This is a genomic window from Bradyrhizobium sp. USDA3010 (assembly GCF_056429065.1).
The window spans coordinates 23,806-39,612 of record NZ_JBWJZD010000029.1 but is presented as its reverse complement, the minus strand read 5'-3'; the positions used below and the strand labels follow the sequence as shown (position 1 = coordinate 39,612).

General features: G+C 64.7%; 21 protein-coding genes. 5 read left to right on the top strand and 16 right to left on the bottom strand.

Going from position 1 to position 15,807, the window contains the following annotated elements; all coding sequences use genetic code 11:
• Position 1: 1 nt before the first annotated feature.
• Positions 2–790 carry a dienelactone hydrolase family protein gene (locus AC066Y_RS32520; protein WP_478277440.1) on the bottom strand — a complete coding sequence of 263 codons (789 nt, stop codon included), beginning with the start codon at positions 788–790 and terminating at the stop codon, positions 2–4.
• On the opposite strand from AC066Y_RS32520, the gene AC066Y_RS32515 reads away from it, so the two are divergent.
• The 3 genes from AC066Y_RS32515 (at position 755) to AC066Y_RS32505 (ending at position 2,334) form a co-directional block, all read left to right on the top strand.
• On the top strand, positions 755–1,060 hold the full coding sequence (locus AC066Y_RS32515) for a hypothetical protein (protein ID WP_478277439.1): 306 nt from the start codon (positions 755–757) through the stop codon (positions 1,058–1,060). The genes AC066Y_RS32520 and AC066Y_RS32515 overlap by 36 nt on opposite strands.
• A 109-nt stretch (positions 1,061–1,169) precedes the next feature.
• A complete protein-coding gene (locus AC066Y_RS32510; RefSeq protein WP_478277438.1) occupies positions 1,170–1,811 on the top strand; it encodes a glutathione S-transferase family protein in 642 nt (213 codons plus the stop codon).
• 7 nt (positions 1,812–1,818) lie between these two features.
• On the top strand, positions 1,819–2,334 hold the full coding sequence (locus AC066Y_RS32505) for a DUF1697 domain-containing protein (protein WP_478277437.1): 516 nt from the start codon (positions 1,819–1,821) through the stop codon (positions 2,332–2,334).
• A 167-nt stretch (positions 2,335–2,501) separates the two neighbouring features.
• Here the strand turns inward: AC066Y_RS32505 and AC066Y_RS32500 are convergent, their stop codons facing one another.
• The 14 genes from AC066Y_RS32500 to AC066Y_RS32435 all read right to left on the bottom strand — a co-directional run bounded on the left by AC066Y_RS32500 (position 2,502) and on the right by AC066Y_RS32435 (position 11,906).
• Positions 2,502–3,740, bottom strand: a complete 1,239-nt coding sequence (locus AC066Y_RS32500) for a threonine ammonia-lyase (RefSeq protein WP_478277436.1) — start codon at positions 3,738–3,740, stop codon at positions 2,502–2,504.
• 66 nt (positions 3,741–3,806) lie between these two features.
• Positions 3,807–3,956, bottom strand: coding sequence for a hypothetical protein (locus tag AC066Y_RS32495; RefSeq protein WP_207834385.1), 150 nt, complete (start codon positions 3,954–3,956; stop codon positions 3,807–3,809).
• Between the two features lie 90 nt (positions 3,957–4,046).
• Positions 4,047–4,202, bottom strand: a complete 156-nt coding sequence (locus AC066Y_RS32490; protein WP_224924154.1) for a response regulator — start codon at positions 4,200–4,202, stop codon at positions 4,047–4,049.
• A gap of 54 nt (positions 4,203–4,256) precedes the next feature.
• On the bottom strand, positions 4,257–4,550 hold the full coding sequence (locus AC066Y_RS32485; RefSeq protein WP_478277435.1) for an aminoacyl-tRNA deacylase: 294 nt from the start codon (positions 4,548–4,550) through the stop codon (positions 4,257–4,259).
• A 240-nt stretch (positions 4,551–4,790) separates the two neighbouring features.
• Positions 4,791–6,317: a magnesium-protoporphyrin IX monomethyl ester anaerobic oxidative cyclase gene (gene bchE, locus AC066Y_RS32480; RefSeq protein WP_478277434.1), complete on the bottom strand. Its 1,527-nt coding sequence runs from the start codon at positions 6,315–6,317 to the stop codon at positions 4,791–4,793.
• Positions 6,318–6,431: 114 nt separating this feature from the next.
• Positions 6,432–7,172, bottom strand: a complete 741-nt coding sequence (locus tag AC066Y_RS32475) for a di-trans,poly-cis-decaprenylcistransferase (RefSeq protein ID WP_478277433.1) — start codon at positions 7,170–7,172, stop codon at positions 6,432–6,434.
• Positions 7,173–7,202: 30 nt separating this feature from the next.
• On the bottom strand, positions 7,203–7,583 hold the full coding sequence (locus AC066Y_RS32470; protein WP_456719882.1) for a transcriptional regulator: 381 nt from the start codon (positions 7,581–7,583) through the stop codon (positions 7,203–7,205).
• Complete coding sequence (locus AC066Y_RS32465; RefSeq protein WP_478277432.1) at positions 7,570–8,187, bottom strand: hypothetical protein; 618 nt, start codon at positions 8,185–8,187, stop codon at positions 7,570–7,572. Before AC066Y_RS32465 ends, AC066Y_RS32470 begins: the two co-directional genes overlap by 14 nt.
• 128 nt (positions 8,188–8,315) lie before the next feature.
• Entirely contained in the window at positions 8,316–8,675 is a 360-nt protein-coding gene (locus AC066Y_RS32460; RefSeq protein WP_478277431.1) for a DUF1428 domain-containing protein, read from the bottom strand.
• A 111-nt stretch (positions 8,676–8,786) separates the two neighbouring features.
• On the bottom strand, positions 8,787–9,524 hold the full coding sequence (locus AC066Y_RS32455) for a DUF899 domain-containing protein (RefSeq protein WP_478277430.1): 738 nt from the start codon (positions 9,522–9,524) through the stop codon (positions 8,787–8,789).
• An 18-nt stretch (positions 9,525–9,542) separates the two neighbouring features.
• On the bottom strand, positions 9,543–9,890 hold the full coding sequence (locus AC066Y_RS32450; RefSeq protein WP_478277429.1) for an SRPBCC family protein: 348 nt from the start codon (positions 9,888–9,890) through the stop codon (positions 9,543–9,545).
• Positions 9,890–10,345, bottom strand: coding sequence for an ArsR/SmtB family transcription factor (locus tag AC066Y_RS32445; RefSeq protein WP_478277428.1), 456 nt, complete (start codon positions 10,343–10,345; stop codon positions 9,890–9,892). The genes AC066Y_RS32450 and AC066Y_RS32445 overlap by 1 nt, the downstream gene beginning before the upstream one ends.
• Before the next feature lie 132 nt (positions 10,346–10,477).
• Positions 10,478–10,765, bottom strand: coding sequence for a DUF3551 domain-containing protein (locus AC066Y_RS32440; protein WP_478277427.1), 288 nt, complete (start codon positions 10,763–10,765; stop codon positions 10,478–10,480).
• Positions 10,766–10,934: 169 nt separating this feature from the next.
• Positions 10,935–11,906 carry a Bug family tripartite tricarboxylate transporter substrate binding protein gene (locus AC066Y_RS32435; protein ID WP_478277426.1) on the bottom strand — a complete coding sequence of 324 codons (972 nt, stop codon included), beginning with the start codon at positions 11,904–11,906 and terminating at the stop codon, positions 10,935–10,937.
• Between the two features lie 199 nt (positions 11,907–12,105).
• Here AC066Y_RS32435 and AC066Y_RS32430 point away from each other — a divergent pair, with 199 nt between their 5' ends.
• Positions 12,106–12,525, top strand: coding sequence for a VOC family protein (locus AC066Y_RS32430; protein ID WP_478277425.1), 420 nt, complete (start codon positions 12,106–12,108; stop codon positions 12,523–12,525).
• Positions 12,526–12,743: 218 nt separating this feature from the next.
• The gene (locus AC066Y_RS32425; protein WP_478277424.1) at positions 12,744–14,324 is read left to right on the top strand and encodes an AMP-binding protein; all 1,581 of its coding nucleotides are present in this window, start codon (positions 12,744–12,746) and stop codon (positions 14,322–14,324) included.
• Between the two features lie 115 nt (positions 14,325–14,439).
• On the opposite strand, the gene AC066Y_RS32420 is transcribed toward AC066Y_RS32425, so the two are convergent.
• A complete protein-coding gene (locus AC066Y_RS32420; RefSeq protein ID WP_478277423.1) occupies positions 14,440–15,729 on the bottom strand; it encodes a cytochrome P450 in 1,290 nt (429 codons plus the stop codon).
• Positions 15,730–15,807: the final 78 nt, after the last annotated feature.

Here is a 15,807-nt window from a genome sequence, read left to right as displayed (position 1 = left end):
CTCAAGCCGCGCTCAGACGAGCCTGGAAGAAACCGGCAACACGGTTAACCGCATCGGCGGTCATTGGATCATTGTCCGCGAAGTCGAAGCCGTGCGCCTTGCCCGGATATCGGACCATCGCCGCCGCGGCGCCGACCGACTTGCCGAGCCGGACCAACGCCTCGCCGCTGGCAAGCGGTACATTGCGGTCGGCCTCGCCGTGCAGCTCGATCATCGGCGGGAGATGCTTGACCTGCGGCGCGCTCTTGTCCGGCATGCCGCCATACAGCACGGCGAGCGCAGACACCCGCTCGTCGCGGGCCGCCGTGGCCGCAGCAACGTAGCCGCCAAGCGAAAAGCCGAGCAGTCCGATCCGGCCGGAACTGTCCGAGCCCGACAGCACCGCTGACAGCACCGACGAGACGCGCGCGGCCCAGGCATCGAAGCGCCCGGTCTCGTAGGCCTCGCGGGTTTCGCGCATGGTCAGTGTCCTGAATGCCTGCTCGTCGGCCGGGGTGTAGTAACGAACGAAATAAGCGTCGATGCCGTCTGCCGTCAGCGCTTTGGTATAACGCTCATAGGCCTGCGGCCTGAGTTCGAAGCCGCGCGAGCCGTGCAGGACAAGCACGGCCGGCCGCTTGCCGCTGCGCTCCGAGGCATCGGGGGCATCGCAAAGGACCGCATGTTCAAACGGCGCGGGTTGCGCTAGTGATACCTCCCCCTCCTCCCACCGTGCGCCCGCCCCGGCGCACGTCCAGTCAATGAGTGTATCTGAATGGCCGAAGCCGACCTCGACGCCGTCATCCGGCAAACCGCAAGAGCGCAGACCAAGGCCGTGATGGCGGCTGCCAAGAAGCGCCAGGCCGTCTGGGTCGCGCGCGCCGCCAAGGCCAAGGACAAGGAGACCAAGGCGCACTTCCGCTTCCTGGCCAAGAGCACGATCCTGAACGCGACCGCGACCGCCAAGCGGTTGCAGAATTCGGCAGAGAACGCCGCCGACGCCTATGCCCGCGCCATGAAGAAGGCGATGGAAGAGCCGCCGCCGGCCAAGAAGGCTGCGAAGAAGAAAGAGGACGCGTGAGCCTCTTCCGTTCCGATTGGATCGGAGCGGGGCTCTCGATTGTTGTTTTGACGCATTTTCTTCACGCGAACCGGTATCCACTTCGCTCGAAAATGCATGAGGAGCGCGCATGCTCACCGTTCACCATCTCGGCAAGTCGCAATCGGAGCGGATCGTCTGGCTGTGCGAGGAGCTGGAGATCCCCTACGAGCTGAGGTGCACCACACGCGATCCGGTCACGATGCTGGCGCCGGCCGACTACAAGGCGCTGCATCCGATCGGCGCCGCGCCTGTCATCACCGACGGCGAACTGGTGCTGGCCGAATCCGGTGCGGTCGTCGAGTATATCGTCGGCAGGTATGGCAATGGACGGCTGACGCTGACATCGGACCATCCCGACTTCGCGCAGTTCCTGTACTGGTTTCACTTCGCCAACGGCACGCTGCAGGCGCAGATGGGCCGCAGCATGATCCTCAACCGGCTCAACCTCGCGGCCGACAATCCGGTGCTGGTCGCGACCCGGGCGCGGGTCGACCGCTCGTTCGATCTGATCGAGGCACGCGTCCGCGACGCCACATATCTCGCGGGCGAGGCGTTCACCACGGCCGATATCATGATCGGCTTTTCGCTGACGACGATGCGCTATTTCCTGCCCTACGACCTCGGCCGCTGCCCCAACATCAGGAATTATCTCGGCCGCATCGCCGCGCGCCCGGCCTATCAGCGCGCGATGCAGAAGGGCGATCCGGGCATGGCGCTGCTGCTGACGTGAGGCCGTGATGCCGCGTTATGTCGCCTTGTTGCGCGCGGTCAATGTCGGCGGCACCGGCAAGCTGCCGATGACCGAGTTGAAGGCGATGTGCGCCGACGCGGGATTTGTCGACGTGCAGACCTATATCGCCAGCGGCAATGTCGTGTTCTCCTCGAAGCTTGGCGCGCCCAAGGTCAAGGCCGCGCTGGAGAAGCGGCTGCACGCCTATGCCGGCAAGCCGGTCGGCGTCGCAGTGCGGAGCACGGACGAGATCGCCGCGGTGCTGAAAGCCAATCCGTTTCCGAAAGCGCCGCCGAACACGACGGTCGCGATCTTCCTCGACGAGCCGCCGCCCAAGGATGCCCTGAAGGACGTCAAGGGCCAGCAGGATGAGCAGATGCGGCTTGGCAAGCGCGAGATCTATGTCGCCTATGGCAGCGGCATGGGCCGCTCGAAGCTGAAGATCCCCGCCGCCGCCAACGGCACCGCGCGCAACCTCAACACGATCGCGAAGCTCGCGGAGCTGGCGGCGGGCGAGGATTGAGCCCAGTCCGAGAACCCAACCCCGTCATCCTGAGGTGCGAGCCACTTCCGCGAGCCTCGAAGGATGAATCGGCCACCAGCCGGGCCGTGCATCCTTCGAGGCTCGCAAGAGCTCGCACCTCAGGATGACGGGTCAGATGCTTTGACTCGCGGATAGGAGCAGCATTGCTAGCTCTCCCGCACCGCAAATCCTTCAGCGCCGAGCCTGGCCAACACCTCTTCCAGATGGGCGCGGTCGCGGGTTTCGATCACGAGCTCGAGCAGCGTCGCCTTCGCCGGCAGGTCGGAGAAGGTGCGCTGATGCGAGACCTCGATGATGTTGGCGCCGGCATCCGCGAGCAGGATCGACACTGCCGCGAGCTGTCCGGGCCGGTCGACGATGTCGAGCGCCAGCTGGGTCAGCCGCCCCTCGCGCGCCAGCTCGCGGGTCAGGACCGAGGCGATCAGCCTGGTGTCGATATTGCCGCCGGTGAGCACGAGGCCGACATTGCGGCCGGCAAAGCGGCCGGGTGCCGCAAGCACCGCCGCGAGGCCGGCGGCGCCGGCGCCCTCGACCACCGTCTTCTCGATCGAGATCAGGGTTGCGACCGCGCGCTCGATCTGGTCCTCGCTGACCAGGACGATGTCGTCGACGAGCTCGCGGACGATTCTGGTGGTGATCTGCCCGGGCGCCTTGACGGCGATGCCCTCGGCGAGCGTGTCGCCGCGCATCGGCAGCTGCTCGCCTTTGACGGCATTGTACATCGACGGATAGAGCTGCGCCTGCACACCGACGATTTGCACCGACGGCTTGATCGCCTTCGCGGCCGTGGCGATGCCCGAGATCAGCCCGCCGCCGCCGATCGGCACCACCAGGATATCGAGCTCCGGCACCGCCGCGAGCATCTCGAGTCCGATCGTGCCCTGTCCGGCAATGATCAGCGGATCGTCATAGGGATGGATCAGGATCAGGCCGCGCTCTGCGGCATGCGCGCTGACGAACGCGAAGCATTCTTCCAGCGTCTGCCCGGTGATGATGACCTCGGCACCGTGCCGCCTGGTGTTCTCGATCTTCACCATCGGCGTGCCAATTGGCATCACGATGGTGGCGGGGATGCCGAGCCGCTTGGCGTGATAGGCCACGCCCTGGGCGTGATTGCCGGCCGACATCGCGATCACCCCGCGCTTGCGCTCCTCGGGGGTCAGCGCCTGCAGCCGGTTCAGCGCACCGCGCTCCTTGAAGGTCGAGGTGAACTGCAGGTTCTCGAATTTGAGGAACAGGCGGCAGCCGCAGATCTCGCCCAGCGTACGGCTCTCGTTGCACGCCGTGACCATGACCGAATCCCGGATCACGTCGGCGGCACGGCGCACGTCGGCAAGAGTGACGTCAGCAGGAGTTACGGCGGTAGGATCGGAAGGATGCGGCATCGGGTTTCGCTTTGAACCGTTTCGTCAGACGGAACCTAGCGTGTTTCGGCGCCGAAAACGACCGCGCTATCGTGCGGTCAACACCCGTTCCTCCGGCTTGGCCGGCCCGGCCAGCTCGATCTCATCGCATTTGGGGCAAACCAGCGCGGTCCGGAAATGCTTGTCGAGCACAATGGTGCGCGTCCTGCCGCACCGGCAGCGCATCGGCTTGTCCATGGAAGATCGACCCGGGTTCGAGATGCAAGGGAAGCGTGCGCTTAGCTATCCCGGTCCGGTTAATCCAATATGACGTGCCGCCGGAAAAAGTCAGAAGAAGCCCGCGCTGAGATCGAGGCCATAGCTCGCCCTGAGCACCGCGACGAACAGGACCGCGAAGCCGAACAGCAGGACATGCCGGGCGATGCTGCTCCGAAGCGAATTGGCCGGAAACGCGCGTGCGATCGATTGAGCCAAAGCAGTCATTTGCGACCTCCAGAGCCATGTCCCGAAGTTAGGTCGCGCGCAGGGCTATGAGGTTCAACGCGGCTCGCGGAACGGCCGGCGGCGCACCGATGCGCTCGGCGCCGGGTTACGCTGTGGCCGTGCCCTGTTCCTGAAGCGGTGACCGACCACGATCAGCTTGCCTTCTTCGCGGATCGCGGCCTCGGCCAATGGCTCAGGCGGTAGATTGTCTTGGGTGACGGCCTCCAGCGCGCGCAGAAACTCCCGACCGGCCGCTGTGATCTCCCAGCCTTCGGCGTCACGCAGCACGTAGCCGTTGCTAAAGATGTCGAGTTCGGGAACCCGCGATGCGAGGCGCTTGATCCGCACATGCCAATCCTCGCCGCTCGATGAGAGGATGGCGAGGTCATGCTTGAGTGAATCGAGCGTGGCTCTGCCGCTGACGTGACTGGCCAATATTTTTAAGATCGCAACCTGTATGCTCAACTCGACGCCTCGACCGCCACGGTTCTTTTTGTTCTGCGCAGCCGATCTGGAAATTATCGCGCTGATGACTCAGGCGTCCAGTCATCAGCGCCAGTTATCCAGAGACGGCATGACGGTATCGATTTACGCTGCGCGTGATGTGCCGACGCGGCGCTCGGGCCGCTGCGACGACATCGATTCCTCTTCCATATCCTGGGGCGCGCCCCAAAATTCCCGCGCGGTCGGCCCGTGCTTCAACCTGCGGGCGCGCAGGAAGCCGAGAATCTCGTGCGGCCAGACCCGGCGCCCCATTTGCGTGTACCAGCGCATGGCATGACGAAGTCCGGCGTCGCGATGCAGCAGCACGCGGAGCAAGGCTTTCGGGCGGCACTGCAGCACCATCTCGGTGAACTTGGACCACAGCAGCACGCGCCACGGCGGCATGTGCCGTGTCGACAACACCTGATGCTTGTAGTCCCAGAACCTGCGATCGGTCTGGATGACGCGCCGTTCTGCCGCGAGACGGAAATACGGCGTCCAGCGATGCGGCGTGACGTAGAGCATCTGGATCTGATCGGGATCGTAGGACAGCAGCTGCCGCAGGCCGCGCCAGTGATCGCGATCGGTCTCCTCCTCGAAGCCGACCACCCAGGTCGCCATCGACAGGATGCCGTGTTGACGCATCAGGCGGATGGCCTCGCGATCAATCGTGGTGGTCGCGCCCTTGCGGATCAGCTCCAACGTCTTCTCGTCGGTGTTCTCCATGCCGAGCAGGAAGCGCTGCCAGCCCGCCTTCTTGTAGAGATGCAGGATGTCGGCATCGCGGACGATGTCGTCGGCGCGGGTCGAGCCGACCAGGATCAAATCAACATTCTCCGCGATCAGGGTGTCGAGGAAGGTCCGCCAGGCCTTCTTCGAGACGGTGGGATTCTCGTCGGCGAAATTGATCACCTTGACGCCGTGCTCGCGATGGAGCCGTGCAAGCTCCCTCGCGAACCGCACGGGATCGCGGTGCCGCCATCGCGTCCAGAAGCCGCGCTGGCCGCAATAATTGCAGAGATGCGGACAGCCGCGCGAGAACTGCACCACGACGGCGCGCAGCCCGCCCCAGTAGCTGTAGTGCGCATGATCGATCAACTCCCAGCCGACGCGATAGGCATCGAGATCGCGGATGACAGGCGCGGGCCGCGTGGCGCGCGGCTCATCATCGTCGCGGAATGCGATGCCATCGATGCCGCCAAGATCGCCGCCATATTCCAGCGCCCGCATCAGGCGGCGCGCGGTCTCCTCGCCCTCGCCGCGCACGATCGCGGTGACGTAGGGCTCCTCGCGCAGAATCTCGCGCCAGTGATAGGTCGGGAACACACCGCCGTAGACGATCAGCGCCCCGGGCACGGCCCTGACGATCGCCTGCGCGACTTCGGCGATGACCGGATGGCCCGAGGTCGAGCCGGAATGACCGAACAAGACCGCATCCGGCGAAAATCGCGACGCTTCCGCCAGGATGGCGGCGATCGGCATCGGGCCGAACTCGGCGTCGAGGAGACGAACCTGGTGGCCGTCATCGATCAGGGGACCGCCGATCGACAGCAAGCCGAGCGGCGGCAAATGATCGTCGGGAATCCGGCTGCCGATCGCCGGATGCGGCACGTTGATGAGAAGTATGCGCATGGATGATCGCTCCCGCTTTGGTTGGCGTGATCGTTCGTCCCCGCATCTTGTGTAAGGAGAGCCCAACCCCCCGGCCGGGCTTTGAGAAGAAAGCAGTTGGCGCGGCTTGACGCGCTAGAGGTTCGGCATCTCCGCCGCTGCGATCGCGGTCAGCCCGCCGAAGCGGCGCTCGCGGCGATGGAACGAAGAGAGCGCGTCGGCGAGATCGTCGGCATCGAATTCGGGCCACATCCGCTCGGTGAAATGCAGCTCGGCATAGGCGCCTTCCCAGAGCAGGAAGTCCGACAGCCGCTTCTCGCCCGAGGTGCGGATGATCAGGTCGACATCGCGCAGGCCGGCCTCGCCGGTGATGAGATCGGCAAAGGCCTCGCGGCTCAGCGGGCCTGCGCCGGCCACGCGCGCGGCGGCGTTCAGGATGGCGTCGCGCGCCGAATAGTCGATCGCGATGCGCAGATGCAGCGTGGTGCCGTCGGCGGTCTCGGCCTCGGCGCGCGTGATCGCGGCGGCGATGCCGTCGGGCAGCCGGTCGCGGCGGCCGATCACGGTGAGACGAACGCCGTTGCGCACCAGGGCTGCGATCTCGTTGGCGAGATAGAACCGCAGCAGCCCCATCAGCGCCGTGACTTCGGCCTTCGGGCGGCGCCAATTGTCGCTCGAGAACGCGTAGAGCGTCAGCGTGCCGACGCCCTGGTCCGGTGCGGCCTCGACGATGCGGCGGATCGCCTCGACGCCCGCCTCATGTCCGCGCAGGCGCGACAGGCCGCGCCGTGTCGCCCAGCGGCCGTTGCCGTCCATGATGATGCCGACATGGAGCCGTCCGGCTACCTCCGGCTTGAGCGCGACGTTACTTTGCATCACAAAGTCTCCGGACAAAAAATGGGATGATCAAATCGGCTGGATACCAAGACGGCCAGACCTGCCTTCGTCCTTGCCGGCGGCGCTGGCCGCGTCGCGCACCAGCTGCTCGAGCACGGCGAGATAATCGAGGAAACGGCGGCGGCCGCTCTTGGTCAAACGGCAGGTGGTGTGCGGGCGATTGCCTTCATAGCCCTTGATGACGTCGACGAGTCCGGCCTCCTGCAGCACCTGCAGATGCCGGCTGAGATTGCCGTCGGTCAGGCCGCAGAGCTGCTTGAGATCGGCGAAGGCGAGCCCCTTCGGATGCGCCATCAGCGAGGTCAACAGGCCGAGCCGTGCCTTCTCGTGGATGACGCGGTCGAGGCCATCATAGGCGAATGGCGCGGTGGTCAGGTCAATCTTCGACATCATTGCCTCCGGAAGCGACATACAACAGTGCTGCGAGCAGCAACTGGCCGATCGCGAATGGCAGGCCCATGGTCCAGGGCGACAGCGCGTGGCTCTGGCTTGCGATCACCAGCACCGTGAAGCCCGACAGGAAATACCAGGCGCCGCCGAGCGCGATCGTGCGCGGCAGCAGCCGGACAGAGGCGAACACGCCGAGGCTGACCAGCACCTGCCACAGGCCGGGCAGCATCCACAGCGTCTCGGGCGCGAATTTCCATTGCAGGATCGCGAGCAGCACGCCGGCGATAACAGCGGGAACGAACTGCTCGATCGCCTGCTGGACCATCGCATCCGCAAGGCCCGAATGATGCCGCCGCGAGCGCGCCTGCATCTCGAGCCAGATCAAGACCGCAGAGAGCAACGCGGCTGCGGCCCAGCCCGCGAGGAACAAGATCGGATGATGAGTCGGATCATCGAGCCAGAGATATTGCGCAAGCGCCGTGACCAGCGCGATGCCGCTGGTGGCGGCGACCGTCGCCGGACCGTAGCCGCGGAACGCGGTGCCGGCCGCAATCTGGCTGCGGATCGCGAGAATATCGGCCAGAGCCTTGTCGAGGTCGCGCATGTTTTGCCCGCACTTTGTAATACAAAGTATACGGGATTGCCAAGTAAACGCAAGCGGCATCGCGCGGCGTACCGACCATGATGTTTAACGGCCGGTTACTGCGCGGATTGCGGCGAAAGCGTGCCGCCTCAGACCTTCACCAGACTCGCAAAGCCGCCATAGATCATGCGCTTGACGTCGAACGGCGCCGTCTTCGGATCCATCGACGACGCCAGGCGGGGGTCGGCCATCACCTTGGCGTTGATCCTGTCGCGCTGGGCGCGCGACTTGTAGGTGATCCAGGCGAACACGACGGTTTCGCCGGCCTTCAGTTTCACACTCTGCGGAAACGAGGTCAGCTTGCCCGGCTTGACGTCGTCAGCAACCCATTCGCGATAATCCAGCGCACCGTGTTCGCGCCAGACCTTGCCGGCCTTCCTGGAGAGCTGCGCATAGGCCTTGAGTTTCTTCTTCGGCACAGCGACGACGAAACCATCGACGTAGGGCATGGGCGTTTCCTGCTGTTTGGTTCCGCCTTCATTGCGAGGAGCAAAGCGACGAAGCAATCCATCTCGACGCTTGCGGCGCGATGGATTGCTTCGCCTCGCTCGCAATGACGATCAGGAGTGACAGCAGGATGCCTTAACCGGCGCCGGTTGGTACTGGTCACGTAGCCGCACCCAATCCATCGGATAGGGCAACCCCTCCTCGTGACGGCCGAGCGGCGTCAGGTCGAGATAGTGATAGGCCGCATTCATCATGTCGAGGCCGCGCGCGAAGGTCGAGTAAGTGTGGAACACGCTCCCCTTGTCGTCGCGGAAGAACACGCTGATGCCGGGCAGTTCGGGACCATAGAGCGGGGTCGTTCCATAATTGTACTTCGCGTCGCCCGCATCGATCTGCTCTTGCGTGAACGACACACCGTAATCGTAGTTGAAGTCGTTGGCCCCCGAGGACACCCAGTCGAAGGTCCAGCCCATCCGCTGCTTGAAGGCCTCGAGCTTTGCCACCGGCGCCCGCGAGACCGCGACCATCGTGGTGTCGCGCGCGGCCAGATGCGGAACCATGCGCTCGAAGCCGTCGACCCAGAACGAGCAGCTCTTGCAGGCTGCGTCCCACTCCGGCGCGAACATCACGTGCTGCACCACGAGCTGCGGCCTGCCCTTGAAGAGATCGCCGAGCGTCACCTTGCCGTCAGGTCCGTCGAACACATAGTCCTGGTCGACTTTCACCCACGGCAGTTCGCGGCGCTGCCGGCTCAACGCTTCGCGGGCCTGGGTGAGCTCCTTCTCGCCGGCCATCAATGCCTTGCGGGCTGCGATCCATTCTTCGCGCGAGACGATCTTGTGCTGTTGCATGAGATGCTCCTTTGCGGTTCAGGCGTCGACGTACTGTGCCAGATTGCCGAGGAATTCCGTCCAGCCGCGCTGGTGGTTGTCGCGCGCGGTCTCGTCGACGAACTGCGCGTGATGGAAGGTGAGCAATGTGCCGCCGGCGTCGGGCTTGATCGACACGGTCACTTCGGACTCGCGTTCCGGCGTCGAATGCCAGGCCCAGCTGAACACCAGTCTCTCGTTCGGCACCACCTCGCGATAGACGCCGCCGACCTCGTGATATTCGCCGTTGGCACCGGTGAACTTGATCCGGTAGCGGCCGCCGACACGGACGTCGAGCTCGGCCTGCGTCGTGCCGGGCTTGACCTGGCCCGGGCCGAACCACTGCACTAGGTTTTCCGGCTCGGTCCATGCGGCGTAGACTTTTTCCGGCCGGGCGCGGAGGCGCCGCGTGAGGGTGAGGCTTGGGCGCGCGGCAAGGCCGGCGTCGGCTGCGACTGCGGATTTGATTGCCATGGGTCTTCCTCCACAAAAGCGGCAAGGCGGTCGAGATTGTCGGACCAGAATTGCGCATAGCGATTGAGCCAGTTCATCGCCTGCTCCATCGGCCTCGCGGTGAGCCGGCACGCCACCGTGCGGCCGGTCTTTTCGCGCGCGACCAGGCCGGCATCCGTGAGCACGTCGAGATGCTTCATGATCGCCGGCAACGACATCGCGAATGGCTGCGCCAGCTCGCTCACCGACAGGCTTTCCTGCTCGCCGAGCCGCGCCAGAAGCGCGCGGCGGGTGGGGTCGGCAAGCGCCGCAAAAGTGCGGTCCAGCGTCTCGTCCTGATACTTAACCATTTGGTTTAGTATAGACGCAAACGGCGCGGCGTCAAGCGCCCGGCTTCACGATCACGTCAATGCCGGGGCGCCACGACACCGGATGGTTGGGACGATCGCAGGAGGAGAGCAGAAGCGCCCTCCCAGCGGGGGCTACTGCCGGTGGTGCCGATGCCGATGACGGTAGGATCGAGGCTGCTCCGGCTCGAGCTGCTCGCGAAACAGGAAGCGCGGATTTTCTCCGCAAGCAAGAAAGCGTCCGGACACGCTTGCAAGGCACTGATCATAGGTCCGATAGGCGCATTCGCCGGGATAGCCGAGGCTCGGGCCCTGTGCGCACCACGGGTAGTCATAGGGATCGGCGGACGCGCGATCGATGCTGGCCGCACCGGCAACCATCATCGTTCCCAACACCAGCACTGCCAATCGCGATGTGCGCATGATCCCACCCGCTCCGGTTCTCAAGAGGCCGCAGTCAATCTAGCGCGGCATAACCGGTATGGTTCCTGAAGGCCACTTTATTCCGCATCAAGGCCGGTCAACTTTTGCAGCCGGGTGCAGGACAAGTCCACGCTCGCGGCCGGACTCGTCCCGCCCGTTCAGTGTGAGACTACTCAACCTTGAGGCCGGCGAACTCGACCACCTTCTTCCACTTGTCGGTCTCGGCCTTGATGTCGTTGCCGAAGGCGTCCGGCGTCTGGATCAGCGAGTCGCCGCCGAGCTCGACCAGGCGCTTCCTCATGTCGGGTTCGGCGAGCACGGCGTTGATCTCGGTGTTGAGCTTGGCGATCAGTTCCTTCGGCGTGTTCTTCGGCGCGCCCATGCCGAACAGCGCGCTTGCTTCATAGCCCTTCACGGTCTCGGCGATCGCCGGCACGTCCGGCAATTGCGAGGAGCGCTCCGTCGCGGTCACGCCGAGCGCGCGCAGCGAACCGGAGCGGATGTGCTGGATGATCGAAGGCATGTTGTCGAAGATCACCTGCACCTGCCCGCCGAGCATGTCGGTGATCGCAGGCGCGGCGCCGCGATACGGCACGTGCTGCATCTTGCAGCCGGTCATCGACATGAACATCTCGCCGGAGAGGTGCACCGAGGTGCCGTTGCCCGAAGAGGCCATGTTCACCTTGCCGGGGTTGGCCTTCACATACTCGATGAACTCGGCGACGGTCTTCGCCGGCACGTCCTTGTTGACGGTCATCACGTTCGGCACGCGGTTGAAGGACGCGACCGGCGCGACATCGCGCACGAAGTTGAACTTCAGATTGGCGTAGAGCGAGGCGTTGATGTAGTTCGCGGGATTGACCAGCAGCACGGTGTAGCCGTCCGGCTCGGCGTTGATCGCAGCTTCGGTGCCGATATTGTTGCCGGCGCCCGGCTTGTTCTCGATCACGAACTGCTGGCCGAGCTTCTCGGACAGCCGCTGTCCGATCAGGCGCGCGATGATGTCGGTGGCGCCGCCCGGCGGATAGCCCACGATCCAGCGCACCGGTCGCGCCGGATAGTCGGCAGCCGAAGCGCGGCCGATCGCGAATGTCGAAATCCCCGACCCGATCAGGCCCAGCGCGGCGCGGCGTGAAATCATGAAGTCTCTCCCAATCCCGCAGGGTTTGACCCCTGCCCGTTTCTGTTGCGTTGCGTGCGGCGCGGTTTTAACAAACAATGTCCGAAGCGGCCAGTGCGACACGTGCGACACCGATCGCGACGAAAGGCTAAGCCCCGGCTCTGCATGAGGCCGAAGCGTTGAATTCTTGTTTAGGACTCTGGACCGAAGAGGATCGATCATGTCCGTCAAGGTGAATGGGCTCGACCATCTCGTGATCAACGTCACCGATGTGGTGCGCTCGGTTGCCTGGTACAGCAGGATCCTCGGCATGGAGGTGAAGGTGTTCGACCCCGGTAAGGGCAAGACACCGCGCACCTCGCTGGTGTTCGGCAACCAGAAGATCAATGTGCGGCCGCGCGACGCCGACAAGGTGGACTGGTTCACCGCCGATCATGAAGCGGCCGGCAGCGACGATCTCTGCTTCCTCACCTCGAGCACACCCGAGGCGGTGGTCGCGCATCTGAAGGCCCATGGCGTCAAGATCGAGGAAGGCCCCGTCGCCAAGCAGGGCGCGCGCGGCACGCTGCGCTCGGTCTATTGCCGCGACCCCGACGGCAGCCTGATCGAGATCTCGTCGTATGAGAGGGATCCAGGCTAGCTGTCGTTCGTCATTGCGAGCGAACCATTCGGGCGAATGCGCGCCCGACCGCAGGCTGCGCGAATAGATCCACCTGTTCCGTGCGGCGGAACGGATTGGCTTCGTCACGTCAGCACAAAATGACTTTACAAATCCCGATTTGCTCTCGGCGCACGCCGATGGCAGAACTGCTCCCAACCAAGATCAATGGCGGCCGGCAAGGCTGCGCGGGAGGACATATGACGACTTCACAGCCAGTGCCGGGCATCGTCGGACCGTTTGCGGGGCTCGACGTGCCGTGGCTGCTCAGGATGCGCGCCGAGGTGCGCCGCGATCATCCGTTCCTGATCTGGGCGCCGTTCGATGCGCCGGCGCGGCGCTGGAACTACGGCGAATTCCATGAGCGCGTCGGCGCGCTCGCGGCGGGCCTCGCCAGGCGCGGCATCAAGCAGGGCGACTATGTCCTGATCCATCTCGATAACTGCGTCGAGGCGATCATGTCGTGGTTCGCCTGTGTCGAGCTCGGCGCCATTGCCGTCACCACCAACACCCGCTCGGCTGCGGCCGAGATCGAATATTTTGCCGGCCATTGCGGCGCGGTCGCCGCGATCACCCAGCCGGCCTATGCCGAACTGATATCAGCCAACTGCAAGGGGCTGCGCTGGATCGCGGTGACCTCGCACGATGCGGGGCAGGCGCCGGCACAGGCGCCCACGAGCGGCGACAGCTTTGACGCGCTGTTCGCCGACAGCGCCGACCGGCCGAAGCGCCCGATCGATCCGCTCGCACCGTGCAGCGTGCAATACACTTCCGGCACCACGTCGCGACCGAAGGCGGTGCTATGGACGCATGCCAACGCGCTATGGGGCGCCAAGATCAACGCCGCCCATCAGGACCTGCACGCGACGGATGTGCACCAGACCTATCTGCCGTTGTTCCACACCAACGCGCTGGCCTATTCGATGCTGGCGAGCCTGTGGGTCGGCGCGACCTGCGTGATCCAGCCGCGCTTCTCGGCGAGCCGCTTCTGGCCGGTGGCGCTGGAGCACGGCTCGACCTGGACCTCGACGATCCCGTTCTGCATGAAGGCGCTGCTGGAGCACGAGGTTCCGAAGAACCACAAGTTCAGACTCTGGGGCACCGCCGTGAACGAGCCGCCGGCATTCGCCGTGTTCGGCATCAAGATCATCGGCTGGTGGGGCATGACCGAGACCGTCACCCACGGCATCATCGGCGAGGTCGACCAGCCGAACCCGCCGATGTCGATCGGCCGCGCTGCGCCGGAGTATGAAATCCGCATCACCAACGATGATGGTACGCCGACCGGCGTCGGTGAGACCGGCAATCTCCTGATCAAGGGCATCCCCGGCCTGTCGCTGTTCGCTGAATATCTGCACAACGAGAAGGCCACGCGCGAGAGCTTCGACGAGCACGGCTATTTCATCACCGGCGACCGCGTCACGATGCTGGAGCGCGGCTATATCAAATTCGGCGATCGCTCCAAGGACATGCTCAAGGTTGGCGGCGAGAATGTCGCGGCCTCCGAGATCGAGCAAGTGATCGCGGTGGTGCCGGGCGTGCGCGAGGCCGCCGTCGTGGCGAAGAAGCATCCGATGCTGGACGAGGTGCCGGTCGTCTTCATCATCCCGCAAACCGGCGTCGCGGCCTTGCCTGCCGATCTCCACGACAAGGTCATGACCGCCTGCAGCGCCGCGCTCGCCGACTTCAAGGTGCCGCGCGAAATCCGCTTCGTCGACGAGATGCCGCGCTCGACGCTGGAGAAGGTTGCGAAGGCGGAGCTGCGGAAGATGCTGGAGTAGTGGCGGCGCGCCCTGCCTCGCCGTCATTGCGAGCGAAGCGAAGCAATCCACCCCTCAGCATACGCTGAAGTATGGATTGCTTCGTCGCTTCGCTCCTCGCAATGACGCGAAGTGCTCAATTCACCTCGAACCGGATCGGCAGCTTCTTCGGGCCGTTCACAAAATAGGCCTGCGTCATCTTTACCTCGCCGTCGAGGCTGAGCGATTTCAGGTGCGGCAGCAGTTCCTCGAACAGGATGCGCATCTCGAGCTTGGCCAGATACTGGCCGAGGCAGAGATGCGCGCCATAGCCGAACGCGACGTGGCGATTGGGCTTGCGGTCGCTGCGGAAGCGATCGGGGTCCTCGAACACCTCCTCGTCGCGATTGCCGGAGGCGTAGCACAGCATCAGCCAGTCGCCTTTCGCGATTCTGCGGCCTCCGAGCTCGGTATCCGCGGTGGCCGAGCGCATGAAATGCTTGACCGGCGTCATCCAGCGGATCGCCTCGTCGACCAGGCCCGGGATCAATTCCGGGTTGGCCTTCACCTTGGCAAATTCCGCGGGGTCCCTGGCCAGCGCCCAGATCGCGCCCGCGGTCGAGGATGAGGTGGTGTCGTGGCCCGCAGTCGCGACGATCATGTAATAGCTGGTCTGATCGTGCTCGGGCATGTAGTCACCGCCGATCTTCGCATTCGCGATCACGGTGGCAAGATCGTCGCGCGGGCTCTGGCGGCGATTTTCGGTGATCTTGCGGAAGTAGGCGGAGAAGTCGGCGACGATTGCCTGCAACATCGCCGAGACCTGTTCCGCGCTCAGCGCCTCGCGGACGCGCGCGGTGTCGGGATCCTGCGGGCCGAACAGTTCCTGCGTCAGCTTGAGCATGCGCGGCTCGTCCGCTTCGGGCACGCCGAGGATCTCCATGATGACGTGCAGGGGATAGCCGAGCGCGACGTCCTCGACGAAATCGCAGGCACCGCCGCGGTCGAGCATGCGCTGCACCGTGGCGCGCGCGATCTCGCGGACGCGGCCCTCGAACTTGCCGAGATTGGCCGGCATGAACCAGCCCTGGGTCAGCGCGCGGTACTTCGGATGGTCGGGCGCGTCCATCTGCACCAGCGAGCGCACCAGATTGGGCCCGCCGGTGATCTTGCGCACCCGCTCCTCGAGCGCCTGCGTCGTCAGCGTGGTCGGGCGGTCGGCATTGTGGAACAGCTCGTTCTGCCGACTGATCGCCTGGATATGGGCGTGCTTGGTCACCACCCAGAACGGATCGAAGCGGTCAGGCCGCGCGATGCCGAGCGGGTTGTTGGCGCGCAACCAGCGATAGCTGTCGTGGATGCGGTCGTCGGCATAGGCGACGGGATCGACGAGGGTTTCCGCGATGTTGGCGGGGATATCGAGATCCCCGGTCGTTGCCGTGTTCATGATCGTCCTCACCTGCCGAAGCACCGGTCGCGCCGATGATCGCCGGAATCTAGGCGGAGGTAAGGAGGACGACTTGCG

Bases quoted from the DNA above. Each gene is read 5' to 3' on its own strand.
- AC066Y_RS32490 (WP_224924154.1), bottom strand. From the start codon at position 4,202: ATGACTGCTTTGGCTCAATCGATCGCACGCGCGTTTCCGGCCAATTCG.
- AC066Y_RS32495 (WP_207834385.1), bottom strand. From the start codon at position 3,956: ATGGACAAGCCGATGCGCTGCCGGTGCGGCAGGACGCGCACCATTGTG.
- AC066Y_RS32430 (WP_478277425.1), top strand. From the start codon at position 12,106: ATGTCCGTCAAGGTGAATGGGCTCGACCATCTCGTGATCAACGTCACC.
- bchE (WP_478277434.1), bottom strand. From the start codon at position 6,317: ATGCGCATACTTCTCATCAACGTGCCGCATCCGGCGATCGGCAGCCGG.
- AC066Y_RS32475 (WP_478277433.1), bottom strand. From the start codon at position 7,172: ATGCAAAGTAACGTCGCGCTCAAGCCGGAGGTAGCCGGACGGCTCCAT.
- AC066Y_RS32465 (WP_478277432.1), bottom strand. From the start codon at position 8,187: ATGCGCGACCTCGACAAGGCTCTGGCCGATATTCTCGCGATCCGCAGC.
- AC066Y_RS32470 (WP_456719882.1), bottom strand. From the start codon at position 7,583: ATGTCGAAGATTGACCTGACCACCGCGCCATTCGCCTATGATGGCCTC.
- AC066Y_RS32445 (WP_478277428.1), bottom strand. From the start codon at position 10,345: ATGGTTAAGTATCAGGACGAGACGCTGGACCGCACTTTTGCGGCGCTT.
- AC066Y_RS32505 (WP_478277437.1), top strand. From the start codon at position 1,819: ATGCCGCGTTATGTCGCCTTGTTGCGCGCGGTCAATGTCGGCGGCACC.
- AC066Y_RS32425 (WP_478277424.1), top strand. From the start codon at position 12,744: ATGACGACTTCACAGCCAGTGCCGGGCATCGTCGGACCGTTTGCGGGG.
- AC066Y_RS32435 (WP_478277426.1), bottom strand. From the start codon at position 11,906: ATGATTTCACGCCGCGCCGCGCTGGGCCTGATCGGGTCGGGGATTTCG.
- AC066Y_RS32455 (WP_478277430.1), bottom strand. From the start codon at position 9,524: ATGCAACAGCACAAGATCGTCTCGCGCGAAGAATGGATCGCAGCCCGC.
- AC066Y_RS32515 (WP_478277439.1), top strand. From the start codon at position 755: ATGGCCGAAGCCGACCTCGACGCCGTCATCCGGCAAACCGCAAGAGCG.
- AC066Y_RS32420 (WP_478277423.1), bottom strand. From the start codon at position 15,729: ATGAACACGGCAACGACCGGGGATCTCGATATCCCCGCCAACATCGCG.
- AC066Y_RS32510 (WP_478277438.1), top strand. From the start codon at position 1,170: ATGCTCACCGTTCACCATCTCGGCAAGTCGCAATCGGAGCGGATCGTC.
- AC066Y_RS32440 (WP_478277427.1), bottom strand. From the start codon at position 10,765: ATGCGCACATCGCGATTGGCAGTGCTGGTGTTGGGAACGATGATGGTT.
- AC066Y_RS32460 (WP_478277431.1), bottom strand. From the start codon at position 8,675: ATGCCCTACGTCGATGGTTTCGTCGTCGCTGTGCCGAAGAAGAAACTC.
- AC066Y_RS32500 (WP_478277436.1), bottom strand. From the start codon at position 3,740: ATGCCGCATCCTTCCGATCCTACCGCCGTAACTCCTGCTGACGTCACT.